The organism is Thermobifida cellulosilytica TB100, from assembly GCF_001517975.1.
Taxonomy (GTDB): Bacteria; Actinomycetota; Actinomycetes; order Streptosporangiales; family Streptosporangiaceae; genus Thermobifida; species Thermobifida cellulosilytica.
On sequence record NZ_KQ950181.1, the window covers coordinates 840,017 to 852,030 of the forward strand.

At 74.8% G+C, this 12,014-nt stretch carries 13 protein-coding genes; 4 read left to right on the top strand and 9 right to left on the bottom strand.

The features are described 5' to 3' along the window. Positions 1-353: 353 nt before the first annotated feature. From AC529_RS09975 to AC529_RS10000, 6 genes are all read right to left on the bottom strand, one after another. Positions 354-1,433, bottom strand: coding sequence for a methyltransferase domain-containing protein (locus tag AC529_RS09975; RefSeq protein ID WP_083948071.1), 1,080 nt, complete (start codon positions 1,431-1,433; stop codon positions 354-356). A gap of 311 nt (positions 1,434-1,744) precedes the next feature. Beyond that, complete coding sequence (locus AC529_RS09980) at positions 1,745-2,080, bottom strand: hypothetical protein (RefSeq protein WP_068755834.1); 336 nt, start codon at positions 2,078-2,080, stop codon at positions 1,745-1,747. Positions 2,081-2,090: 10 nt separating this feature from the next. Continuing rightward, entirely contained in the window at positions 2,091-2,348 is a 258-nt protein-coding gene (locus tag AC529_RS09985; RefSeq protein WP_068755836.1) for a hypothetical protein, read from the bottom strand. Then, positions 2,341-2,625 (bottom strand): hypothetical protein, encoded by a 285-nt coding sequence (locus tag AC529_RS09990; RefSeq protein WP_068755838.1) that lies wholly within the window; start codon positions 2,623-2,625, stop codon positions 2,341-2,343. The genes AC529_RS09985 and AC529_RS09990 overlap by 8 nt, the downstream gene beginning before the upstream one ends. 146 nt (positions 2,626-2,771) lie before the next feature. After that, on the bottom strand, positions 2,772-3,998 hold the full coding sequence (locus AC529_RS09995) for a helix-turn-helix domain-containing protein (RefSeq protein ID WP_068755840.1): 1,227 nt from the start codon (positions 3,996-3,998) through the stop codon (positions 2,772-2,774). Positions 3,999-4,060: 62 nt separating this feature from the next. Further along, positions 4,061-4,459, bottom strand: coding sequence for a hypothetical protein (locus tag AC529_RS10000; protein ID WP_157080150.1), 399 nt, complete (start codon positions 4,457-4,459; stop codon positions 4,061-4,063). A gap of 298 nt (positions 4,460-4,757) precedes the next feature. On the opposite strand from AC529_RS10000, the gene AC529_RS10005 reads away from it, so the two are divergent. Further along, positions 4,758-5,240: a hypothetical protein gene (locus tag AC529_RS10005; protein WP_232306664.1), complete on the top strand. Its 483-nt coding sequence runs from the start codon at positions 4,758-4,760 to the stop codon at positions 5,238-5,240. Positions 5,241-5,324: 84 nt separating this feature from the next. Here the strand turns inward: AC529_RS10005 and AC529_RS10010 are convergent, their stop codons facing one another. Then, positions 5,325-6,347 (bottom strand): acetylxylan esterase, encoded by a 1,023-nt coding sequence (locus AC529_RS10010; protein ID WP_068755846.1) that lies wholly within the window; start codon positions 6,345-6,347, stop codon positions 5,325-5,327. Between the two features lie 358 nt (positions 6,348-6,705). Here AC529_RS10010 and AC529_RS10015 point away from each other — a divergent pair, with 358 nt between their 5' ends. Beyond that, entirely contained in the window at positions 6,706-7,686 is a 981-nt protein-coding gene (locus AC529_RS10015; RefSeq protein ID WP_068755848.1) for a TIGR03557 family F420-dependent LLM class oxidoreductase, read from the top strand. Between the two features lie 12 nt (positions 7,687-7,698). Here AC529_RS10015 and AC529_RS10020 read toward each other — a convergent pair whose 3' ends face one another. Together AC529_RS10020 and AC529_RS10025 are read right to left on the bottom strand one after the other, a co-directional pair. Continuing rightward, positions 7,699-9,246 (bottom strand): hypothetical protein, encoded by a 1,548-nt coding sequence (locus AC529_RS10020; protein ID WP_068755849.1) that lies wholly within the window; start codon positions 9,244-9,246, stop codon positions 7,699-7,701. After that, a complete protein-coding gene (locus AC529_RS10025) occupies positions 9,243-10,136 on the bottom strand; it encodes an ATP-binding cassette domain-containing protein (RefSeq protein ID WP_068756010.1) in 894 nt (297 codons plus the stop codon). Before AC529_RS10025 ends, AC529_RS10020 begins: the two co-directional genes overlap by 4 nt. Positions 10,137-10,357: 221 nt before the next feature. Here AC529_RS10025 and AC529_RS10030 point away from each other — a divergent pair, with 221 nt between their 5' ends. Beyond that, complete coding sequence (locus tag AC529_RS10030; protein WP_232306665.1) at positions 10,358-11,689, top strand: sensor histidine kinase; 1,332 nt, start codon at positions 10,358-10,360, stop codon at positions 11,687-11,689. After that, on the top strand, positions 11,668-12,014 hold a 347-nt coding region (locus AC529_RS10035; protein ID WP_198156385.1), incomplete at its 3' end, for a response regulator. The genes AC529_RS10030 and AC529_RS10035, both read left to right, overlap by 22 nt.

Genomic DNA, 12,014 nt, shown 5'->3' on the forward strand with positions numbered 1-12,014 from the left:
CCCTACGAGGGGCAGCAACAGGCTGGCGCTGCGTGGGCGATTCCGCACCCCCTTGTGCACCGGCTCACCGCGGCCGCTACCGCCGACGTCCTTCGGGGCCTGCCGCTGGGAGGCCGGACCGTGCAGCGCCCCTACCCGGGCTACCCCGGCGGCGGCATCACCGTGCTGCCCCGCAGCACGTATACCGAGGTGCCGTTGGATCTCCGCTACGAAGGATGGGGGCAGGAGGACGAATCCTGGGCTCATGCGTTGACGGTGCTGGCCGGGCGGCCGTGGCGCGGCACCGCCCCGCTGCGGCACCTGCGGCCCCCGCCCACCAGCACGGTGGGCGGGGGCCGCGCTCGTTCCTGTGGTTACCCGTGCCGCCAGGACGGGCCGTCGGGGGAGCCCAGCCAGACCGTGTGGCCCCGCGCTCCGACGGTCAGCCCGAACTCCTCGACCCCCGGGCGGCCTCGCTGGTCCCACCAGGCGTGCGCCTGCTCCAGTTCGTCCCACAGCCGGCGCGGCCCGCCCTGCTCGACCCGGTCCTCGTACACCCGCGCCCACGACGGCGAGTCGGTGGCGGAGAGCCAGATCACCATGCCCTCGGGGCTGCGTCGCATGCCGAACCGCCAAGCGGGGAGCATCAGCATCAGCGGCAGCACGACCGTCCCGTCGAGCAGGAGGTCCTGCCCGGCCTCGATCGGGCGGATCTGGTCGGCGGTGGCGTTCAGGTCGTGCGGTGTACCGCCCCTGTTGCGCTGGGCGCGCAGCCACATGAACGACAGGCCCTGTACGAACCGGCCTTCGGCGGTGTCGCCGCGCACCCGGAGCCGGGCGAGCACACCGCCCGGGCCGGACGGCTGGGGTGACCACGGGGTGACGACCAGGCCGCCGTCGCGGGTCTGCGCGAGCCAGGCCTTCGGGACGTCCCGCACGGTGCAGGTGGCGATGATCCGGTCGTAGGGTGCGAGTGCGGGGTAGCCGGCCGCACCGTCGCCGGTCACGACCCGTGTCCGGTATCCTGCGTCCTCCAGTGCGCCCCGCGCCCGTTCGGCGAGCACCGGGTCGACCTCGACGGTCGTGACCCGGTCCGCATCCCCCACCAGTTCGCAGAGGAGCGCGGCGTTCCATCCGGTTCCGGTGCCGATCTCCAGGACCCATTGGCCGGGGTGGACGTCCAGCGCGTCCAGCATGGCGGCCATGATGCTCGGGGCGCTGGAGGACGACGACGGGAGGCCCGGCCCGTTCTCGGCGCCGTCGTCGACCTGCGTCACGACCGCGTCGTCGGTGTCGACCAGGCGCCGCCACCGGTCCGGGTCGGCGGCCCGGTCCACGGGTCGGCCGCGGTGCCAGATCCGGTCGGGGATGAACGGGTGGCGCGGCACCCGCGCGAACGCCTCGGCGACCCGGTCGGACACCCCCGCCGCGCGCAGTGCTGCTTCGAATGTCATGCTCAGACCTTCCCGCTGCCGCCGCCCGCCTGACATGCCACCCACCTCTGGTGGCTCTTGCCCTGCGTCTGTCCGTCCGAGTAGACCCAGCTCCCGCCGTCACCGTCGCAGGCGCCACAGTCCTTCTTGCTGTTGTTGTCGTCGGTGTCTTTCTTTCCCCAGGCCATGTTCTTCCCTATGGATACGAGCTCCTGCCGCCGGTGTGTCGACGGGAGTGATCTTCTGTGGTTGACCGCCCGGCCTCGGGTCAGGGGCAGGAGGGCCGGGCGGCCGGTTGGGGAGGGGCGTCCCAGCGGAAGGCGAGGGCGCCCTTAGGGCGTCGCCTCACCCCCGAGAGGCGACGGGACCGGTTCGATGCGGTCGACGGGCAGCAGCACCGGGTCGCTGACCAGGTCCTCTCCCGTGGGTCGCGCCCGCACCTTGGGAGTGAGCGACCCCGGAACGCCGTACCCGATGACGGTGTAGCGCCGGTTGAACGGCTGGTAGCGGATCAGGGAGCCGAGCGGGTAACGCCGCCGCATCTCCATGTAGGCCAGCTGGCCGGCGATGTGGTGCAGCTGGTCGGCGAGCTTCGCGACGGCCCCGGACGACAGGCGTTCGCCGTCGGGGCCCACCACCGTGTCGTCGTGCACCTCGTAAGCGACCACAAGGCCTCCTTCAGCGGACGCCGCGGGGCACCGGGTACCCGCCGGGCAGCTGTTCGCGTAGGCACCGCTGCACGAGCAGCTTCGGGTCGAGCTGCTCGACCGTGTCCGCGGTGCCTCGGGTGAGGAGCAACGCCTTCTCCCGTTGAGGGTCGGGCTGCTCCGTGCGGTGCACGGCCACCAGCCGCCCGGTGGCCTCCCGGGTGATCAGCCAGTCCGGGTAACGCGACCGAAGCGTCTGCAGGCCGTCAGTCAGCAGGTCGTCAGCCATCCGACGCCTCCTGCTCACGCAGCCGCTCCTGGGCGTCGAGCAGCCGACCGAGCTCGTCGACCGTGTCCGCGGTCAGGGTCGAGCGCAGGCCTCGCGTCTGCTGCCGGGGGGTCAGGAACTCGGGGCGCTGCGCCATCCATGGGCCGTGCGTGCCGTCCTGCCCCCGGGATCTCCAGATCATCCAGTCGGGGTGGCTGGCTTCGAGATCCTCTGCTCCGGTCGGCCATGGTCCCAGCAGGTTCAGGCGCTGGAGTTCGCGCTCGCTCGGCTCCGTCATGTCTCACCTCACGGCGGGTCGATTCGGTGACTCGGTGAGATGGACGTTACGAAATGTTGTCGAACACTCCCAGTGACGGAGAGCCCTCGTTCTGAACGAGGGCTCTCCGTTCGGGTACGGAACGTACCCACGCCGCTGGTCAGCGGTTATGGGGTGACAGCGAGGAAGTCGGCGAGATCGCGTTGCTGTTCGGAGGGCATACGCTTGGCGGCGGCCAGCAGGTCCTCGGTGATCTCGCGTGCGGTCTGCTGGTAGCGCAGCCAGACGGGCGCCTGCACGCGCAGGCGGGTGAGGATCTCGGTGGCGCGGTCGATGTCGCCGAGCTGCAGGTGGGCGTGGGCGCGGTCCAGCAGGTGGCGGTGCCAGTCCGACGGCATGGTGCGGCCCACCCCGACGGGCAGCTGCTCGGCCAGGGCCAGCGCCTGGTCGGGCGCCCCCATCACGAGTTCATGCTCGGGGCCCTTCAACGCCACGGTGAGCGGCCCCCAGGCACGCCAGCCGACGGTGTGCTCATGCTCGCGGCCCAGCGGCGCGGCTGCGGCGGTGGCAACCCGATGGTATTCGCGGGCTTCGTCAGGCCGGTTGTTGCGTGCTGCGGCGGCCGCGGCACGCAGCATCAGCCATCCCCACGCCGAGAGCTGGTCCGGCGTGGCCTTGGAGATCTGCGGCTCCACTCGGTCAGCCGCGGCGACGCACAGGTCCTCGACCTCCCGGAACCGCCCTTGGCGCATGAGAGCCCACGCCTGGCTGCTGATCGCAGCCGCGGCCAAGGACTTGTCCTCGATGGCGAGCGCGTCGGCGAGGCTGTCGCGCAGCGCCATCAGCGCCAGGTCGTGCTCGCGGATCTGGATGAGGTAGCGGCCGATCGCGCCGAGCGCGTCGGAGCGCAGCCGCCGTGCCTCGGCCTGCTGGTCGCCGTCGAGGGCGGCGACGTGCTGGTGGGCGGACCGCACCACGGCGGGCGCGAGCTCGGCCACCGTGTCGTAGCGGTCACCGTGGTAGGCCAGCGCGACGGTGCGGACGGCATCGCGCAGCATGCCCAGGTCCGGCTCGGCATCGCCGTTGAACCTGAGCATGGGCTGTCCGTCGATGCCCGTGGGCGGGTTGATGGCCGAGCGGATCTCGGCCAGGGCGGCGTCGTTGTGGGCTGCGGGCACCGGCTCTGGGGACCGCGGGGCCGCGAACGTGAGCGTGACCACGCCGAGTGCGCGAGCGATGGCGTGGTAGGTGGACATGCGCGCGCTGCCGCCGCTCTCGATCTTCTTGATGACGTCGCGTGACAGGCCGGCCTTGGCCGCCAGGTCCTCCTGGGTGAGACCGCGACGGCGGCGCAGGTCTCGGATCTGGGCGCCTATGGTGCTATCGTCCTTCATGAGTAATCCCCGTCCTGCTGGTCATACCGTCGACGCCAGCATAGGACGGGGATTTCTGCGTGTCAGGAGTGTGAGGAGACGCTACTCAGCGGTGACGTCGTCCAGCCCGCCACCGGTGTCCTCGGCGGGGCCTCCCACCGCACCATGGACCCGTCCGGGTTGAGGTAGGCCAGGTGGCCGCCCGGCTCGGGGATGTCGAACTGTTCGATGCCGCGGGTCGGCTCCTCGCCGGGCAGCAGCACCACGCTGTTGTCGAACGACGGCACCCCACCGACCCACGGCGCGGACGTGGCGTTGCCGTCGATGGCGGTGACGGTCTGCCCGCCGACCCGCCACACCAGCCCGGTTCCGGCGCCGACGTAGCCCAGGGTCTCCTCGCCCTCGACGTCCTGGGCGTCCACGGCGGCCGCGACGGGAGCCCTGCGTCCTGCGGCCTGGCGGCCACCCCGGGCCGCGACCACGGTCCGCCGGGCTGCCCGGACGTACCTGCCCCGGACGGAGAGTGCTTCGGGCCCGGCGGACGCCCCGGTGCACCCCATTGCGGCTACTGCACCTGCGCGGTGCCCGCCTCCCGAGCAGCGCTGCTGCGGCGGCCCCGTTCGTCTCGGGGCGGCTCCCGGAGAATGCGGAGCCGCCGCCTCCCGCCCCCGCCTGTCGCGGGTTTCCGTTCGATTCCGCGGTCTCCGGGGCCCGGGACGGCTACCGTGGGAATCCCGACACCGCAGAAGGGATCGCATGGACCTGGTGTGCCGGAACGGCATGTCTCACACCTACTCCCGTGATCTCCGGTCGCCCGTGCGCCGCAAGTCCGCGCTGGCGCGGCAGATCGCCGGGGCGGTTCTGGAGTCCTGCAAGATCTGCCGCTGGGACGGGAGCAGGCTCGCGGCCCGCGACCTCGCACCGGAGGGGGTCACCGCCGAGCTGTACTCGGCGTGGGCCGAGCACGAGACGCTGGCGGCCCTGGCCGAGGGCAAGCGCTTCGACAGCGTGGTGACCCTGGCGACGCTGCTGGGCCGCCGGAGGGGCATGCTGTACCCGCCGACCCCGGCCACGTTCGCGCTGTGCCAGATCGCGGTGGACGGTGTCGAGGTGGCCGTCGACGTGTCCCGGGTCCTGGAGCACCTGCGCGGCCTGGAGTTCCAGGAGCGGGTGTGGGTGGTCGACGACGTCCTGTCGGGGATCGTCGGTGCCGAGTTCTACCCTCCGGCCCCCATCGAGCGGCTGCTGGCCGGGGCGGCCTAGGCAGGCCGGGGCCCCTGCTCCCGGGCCCTGTCGGGCGGCGCCAGGTGCCGGCGCCGCCCGACAGGGCGGGCGCCCTCCAGCGCCTCAGGCGCCGGACGTCCCGTCGTGGACGGTGACCGTGCCGCGGGCGGTCACCGGCTTTCCGTCGAGCAGCGGCGCGAGGAAGGCGAGGGCGGCGCGCAGGTCCTCCACGCCGCCTCCCTCGTGGCCGTTGTAGGGCCACACCAGCATGTCCTTGGGTCCCGCGTAGGCGTTGTGGGCGGCGAACACCGTCGACGGAGGGCAGACGGGGTCCATGAGGCCGACGGTGAACAGCGCGGGGGCGTGGGCGCGGGCCGCGAAGTGCACGCCGTCGACGTAGGAGAGGGTCCGCAGCACCGCGCCCGCCCTGGTCCGGTGCACCGCCAGGTAGCGGGGGATCTCCGCGTAGGGGTGGGAGTCGGTGACGGTGATGGCCCGGTCGATGTGGCAGAGGAACGGCACACAGGAGACCACGGCGGCCAGGCCGTCGACGAGTCCGGCGGCGGCCAGCGCCAGCCCGCCTCCCTGCGAGCCGCCGAAGACCGCGACCCGCGCCGGGTCGGCGACGCCGAGCGCCCGGGCGGCCTCCACCGCCCGGACCGCGTCCACGACGACCCGCCGGTAGTAGTAGGTGGCGGGGTCCTCGATGCCGCGGGTCATGTACCCGGGGAACGCCGGGTCGCTGCCCACCGGGTCGGGGGTGGCGCCGGCCCGGCTTCCGGCCGCGCCCTGCCCGCGGGCGTCCATGCTCAGGTGGGCGAACCCGGCGCTGGCCCACTCCAGGGACTCCAGGACGTCGCCGCGGCCGTTGCCGTAGCCGGGGAACTCGACGACCACGGGCAGCGGCCCCGCGGCGCCCTTCGGGGTCCGCAGCCACGCGCGGACCGGGTGGCCGCCGTAGCCGTTGAAGACGACGTCGTGGATGTCGAGGGTGCGCACCGGGGTGTCCACCGCGGTCACGCGCAGGCCGAGGGGGCGGGTGCGGGCCTCGGCCAGCGACTCCTCCCAGAACTCGGCGAAGTCCGCGGGGGCGGCGGTGTCCGCCCGGTACTCCAGGAGGCGATCGAGGGGGAGGTCGACGTACACGGTCGTGTTCCTTTCGGTCGTCGGGAGGGCCGCGCTGGACAGTCTGCCGGAACCGTCCTCCCCCTCCGGGGGCCGTTCCGCGCGTCGGCGGCCCGCCTGCGGGACGGCATCGGATCCCGCGCCGGGACATCCCCGTCCTCTTCCTGTCCCGTTCCCGCCCCGCGGTCTCTGCGGCGGCGGTGCTTCGGCCGTGGCTGCGGGCCCCGTAGCCCGGATGGTGTTCCGGGGACTCCCGTACCGCCATCTTTACGACATAGATTCACAATTCCGGCGATCGGCCCCGATGTCTCCGGTTTAGCCCTCTTCGCCACGGTTAGCGGCGCCCCCGCACACGCACCCGTTCTTCGGAGGCGACCGGATGAAGATCGGATACAAGCTCGCGACCGAGGCGTTCGGCCCCGAGGAGATCCTCCGCCAGGCGGTCCTTGCCGAGGCCGCCGGGTTCGACTTCGTGGAGATCAGCGACCACTTCCACCCGTGGCTGGACGGCCAGGGGCACTCGCCGTTCACCTGGACGCTGCTCGGCGCGATCGCGGCCCGCACCGAGCGCGTCGCGCTGGTGACCGGCGTGACCTGCCCGACCGTCCGCTACCACCCCGCGATCATCGCGCAGGCCGCGGCGACCACCGCGCTACTGTGCGGCGGCCGCTTCACCCTGGGCGTCGGCTCCGGGGAGCGCCTCAACGAGCACGTCGTGGGGCGCGGCTTCCCCGACACCGTGCGGGTCCGCCACGCGATGCTGCGCGAGGCCGTGGAGATCATCCGGCTGCTGTGGCGCGGCGGCTACCACAGCTACGAGGGCAGGTACCTGCGGCTGGAGGACGCGCGGATCTTCGACCTGCCCGACGAACCGCCGCTGATCGCGGTGGCGGCCAGCGGCCGGCCGTCGGCGGAGCTGGCCGCGCAGGTCGGCGACGGGCTGTTCGCCACCGAGGCCGACCCGCGGATCGTCGGGCACTACCGGGACGCGGGCGGCACCGGGCCGCACTACGCGGAGGTGCCCGTGGCCTGGGCGCCCCGTGAGGAGGCCGCGGTGCAGGCGGTCCTGGCGACCTCCCGGTGGGCGCTGACCGGCTGGAAGGTGATGAGCGAGCTGCCCAACCCGGTCAACTTCGACGCGGCCAGCGGCACCGTCCGCGCCGACGACGTCCTCGACGCCTTCGCCTGCGGCCCCGACCCGGACCGCTACGTCGCGGCCGCGCAGCGCTACGCCGACGCCGGGTTCGACCACCTGGTGCTGCACAACGCGGGCCCCGACCCCGACGGGTTCCTCGGCTTCTACCGCACCCGGCTGGCCGACCGGCTGCGCCGGCTGGCGCCGCGCGCCGCCGCGGTCTGAGCCGCCCGGGGCTCAGCGCCGCAGGTGGCGGTACTCGGCCACGGCGGCGGCGACGGCGAACAGGACGGCCGCGGCCAGGGCGACCGCGGCGGGGGACGGACCGGTCAGCCGGCCCCCGTCGCGCACCGCGCCGAGGAAGTCCACCCCGGACACACCGTTGAAGACGAGGTACCACAGGGCCACGTACCCGGCCTGGAACAGCCGCCGCGTGCCCGAGACGGTGCCGAGCAGCAGGGCCAGGGCGGTGACGAACAGGGCCCCGCCCGCCCACGCGGCCGCGCCCGGCCAGTCGCCCGTCGCCGCCATGCGGACGAGCGGCCCCAGGCCGGTGAGAGCGGCCAGCAGCACCCCGGCCGCCCACTCGGCGGCCACCCGGCGGCGCGCCGGGGCGGCGGCCAGCAGCTCGTCGGCGGTCTCGTCGCCCGGGTGGCGGGTGCCCAGCGCCGACCAGAGCAGGACCGGCCAGATCCACGCGGCGAGCAGCACGGTCGGCACCGCCTCGGCGGGCACGGCCAGGGCCGCCGTGTTCACCGCCGCGGCCACCGCCCACCACCAGCGCGGCATGGTCCGGGCCAGCAGCCGGAACCGGGCGGCGACCGTCCGCGGGAACGCGCCGGGGCCCGTGCCCGGCGCGGCGGCCAGCCTGCGGTAGACCGTCGGCCGCCACGGCCGGGCCTCCTCCCGGGGCGTGCCGGACGCCGCGCCCCCGCTCCTCCCGGCGGCGGAGCGGCGGAACCACAGGGCGGGCAGGAGCGCGACCAGGAGGGCGCACACCACCACGGACAGGCGCTGCGCCAGGTAGTCCCCCGACAGCGCGAACCCCGTCCACGGGAACACCTGCGGCGGGGCGTCGAGCTGCATCAGCCCCACCGAGAACTCGGCGGCGTCCTGCGCCAGCCCTTGCTCGACCAGTTGCGCGCGCAGGGACTCGGCGACCGGTCCGGCGCCCAGGACCCGGTCCTGGCCCGCGAGCACGAGCGTCAGCCACACGGGAAGCCACAGGAGGTTGCCCACTCCCCCGCGCAGCCGGGGCACGGCGTCGGCGAGGACCGCCGCGGCGGCGGCGACCGCCAGCACCGGCAGGGTGAGGACCAGGAAGGGCAGGAGCAGCGCCACCGGGTCGACCGCCACGGCCTCCCCGCGGGCCCACTGCACGGCCGCCGCGGCGGCGGCCAGGGCCGCGGCCATGGTGGCGAGGACCGCGAGGTTGCCGGCGAAGCGGCCGGCGTGGTGGGCCCAGCCGCGCAGCGGGCTCGCCGCGACCAGTTCGGCGACCGCGGCCGCGCGGCCCTGCTCGCCGATGCCTCCGACCACATAGAAGCCGGCCAGGGACAGCCACAGCGCCCCGGACAGCGCCGCCGCCGTGCCGACGTAGGCGCTGTTGTACTCGGGCCGGTACTCCCCCAGGTTCACCATGACCCACAGCGAGTCGGGCTCGGGGACCGCCAGGTGGGCGAGTGCCGCCGACGCCAGCAGCACCACGAGGAAGGACGGCTGCCTGACCCGCTGCCGCCAGTTCGCCAGGGCGGTCCCGGCGATCGCGCGCATCCCGTCCCTCACCGCCGCTCCCCCTCCCCCGGGCGCGCTGCCGCGTCCCTGACCAGGGCGAGGTAGGCGTCCTCCAGGTCGGGGGCGCACGGCCGGGCGTCGCGGTGCGGGGGGCCGTCGGCGACCAGCCGCATCCGCACCCCGTCGCCGGTGTGCACGACCCGGCTGACCGGGAAGCGCCGTTGCAGGGCCGCGGCCTCCTGCGGTGCGGCGGTGACCTGCCAGACGCGGCCCGCGGCCCGCTGGCGCAGCGTCTCGGGGCTGCCCCGGTGGACCAGGCGGCCGCGGACGACGACCGCCAGGTCGGCGGCGACGGACTCGACGTCGGAGACGATGTGCGTGGACAGGACCACGGTCCGGTCCGCTGCCAGGTCGCCGAGCAGGGAGCGGAACCGGATCCGCTCCTCGGGGTCCAGGCCGACCGTGGGCTCGTCGACGATGAGCACGCGCGGGTCGGCGAGCAGCGCCTGGGCGATGCCGACCCGGCGCAGCATGCCGCCCGAGTAGCCGCCGAGCGGGCGCCGCCCCGCATCGGCCAGGTTCACCAGTTCCAGCAGCTCCTCGATGCGGGCGCGGGCCGTGCGGGCGGGCATGCCGCGGATCGCGGCCAGGTAGGACAGGAACTCGCGGGCCGACAGGTTGGGGTAGGCGCCGAACTCCTGGGGCAGGTAGCCGAGGACGCGGCGCAGCGGGTCGGGGTGTGCGACGGCGTCGACGCCGCGGTAGCGGACCGTTCCGCTGGTGGGGCGGGTCACGGTGGCCGCGATCCGCATCAGCGTGGACTTGCCCGCGCCGTTGGGGCCGAGCAGCCCCAGCAGTCCGGTGCCCAGGCGCAGTGTGAGCCCGTCGACGGCCCGTCGGCCGCCCCGGTAGGTCTTGGTGACGTTGTCCAGTTCCAGCATCACGCGGCCCGTCCCCCCGTCGCGGGCGGCCGCCTGCGGTGCGTCGGCATCGTCGTCCTCTTCCTCGTCGCGTGTCGGTCCTGTGCCTCGCCGTCGAGGAGACCACCGGCGGGTCCGGGCCGTCACTACGCCTGGCGGCGGCTCCGGGGTGGGGCTGGCCCCACCCCGGCGGTGGTGCTGGGCGGATGGCCGGCCGCGGCGGCGCCGCCTACGATCGGCGTGTGGCCGACCGCTCTGCGACGACGCTGCCGGGCGCGCTGGCCAGCCCCCGCTACCTGGTGTCGGGCTGGCCGTGGCGCGCGCTCGGCTACCTGGTGTCCGCGCCGCTGCTGCTGACGGCGGCGCTTCCGGTGCTGCTGCCGGTGACTGCGGGGACGGCCGTGGCCTGGGCGGTGCTGGCACGCTGGTTGTCCGGGCCGTGGCTGTCGGTGCTCGTGGCGCTGGCGGGCGCGGCCCTGGTGGCCGCCGTCGCCCCGGTGGCGGTGGCGCCGGTGACGTCGGTGGAGCGGCTGCGGCTGGGCCTGGTGGACCGGCGTCCGCTGCCGCCGCGGCCCGCACCCTCCGGCGCCGACGGCTGGGGGCAGTTGCGCGCCCGCTACACGCAGCCGTGGTCGTGGCGGGAGGTGGCGCACGCGGTCGTCGCGGTGCCCGCGGCCGCCGCGGTGTTCACCGCCCTGGTGCCGGTGTTGGCCGTGGTGGGCGTGGTCGCGGCCGCGCCGCTGGTCGTCCTGCTCAGCGACGAGCCGGTGACGTTCGGTCCGGCGGTGCTGTCGAGGGCGGGCGAGGCGGTGCCGCTCACGCTGGCCGCACTGGCGGCGCTGCCCGTGCTCGGCTACCTGGTCGGCCTGGCCGCGGCGGGCCTGGCCGCGGCGGGCCGGGCGCTGCTGTGGGGCTCCTCGGCGCAGCGGCTGCGCGCGGAGCTGTCGGAGGTGGAGCAGTCGCGCGCCCGGATCGCCCGGGCGTTCGAGGCCGAGCGGCGCCGGATCGAACGCGACCTGCACGACGGCGCCCAGCAGCGGCTGGTGGGCCTGACCCTGCGGTTGGGCATGGCCCGCCTGGACCTGCCGCCCGACTCCCCCGCCTCCGAGGCGGTCGCGGCCGCCCACGAGGAGGCCAAGCAGCTGCTGGCGGAGTTCCGGGAGTTCGTCCACGGCATCCACCCGGCGATCCTCACCGACCGAGGGCTGGTCCCGGCGCTGCGGGAGCTGGCGGGCCGCTGCCCCGTGCCCGTCACGGTCGACGCCGACCTGCCCGGGCGGCCGCCGGGGCCGATCGAGTCCACGGCCTACTTCGTGGTGGCGGAGGCGCTGTCGAACGTGGCCAAGCACAGCGGTGCGCGCCGGGCCGAGGTGACCGTGCGCGGCGACGGCGCGGTCCTGTCGGTGCGGGTGCGCGACGACGGGTGCGGCGGTGCCGACGCTGCCGCCGGCACCGGCCTGGTCGGGCTGTCCGACCGGGTGGCGGCGGTCGGCGGCACACTGGACCTGTCGAGTCCGGTCGGCGGGCCGACCGTGGTGAGAGTGGAGCTTCCGTGGGGTCCGAGCCAACGGTGAACGTGGTCCTCGCCGAGGACGGGGTGCTGCTGCGGGAGGGCCTGGTCGGCCTGCTGGAGCGTTTCGGGTTCCACGTGGCCGAGGCGGTGGGCGACGCCGACGCGCTGGTGGCGGCGGTGCACCGGCACCGTCCGCACCTGCTGGTCACCGACATCCGCATGCCGCCCACGCACAGCGACGACGGGCTGCGGGCGGCCGTGCGGCTGCGCGCGGAGCTGCCCGGCCTGGCGGTGGTGGCGCTCAGCCAGTACGTGGTGCAGGACTACGCGGCCGAGCTGCTGGACTCCCCGGCCGGTGCAGGGCTGGGCTACCTGCTCAAGGACCG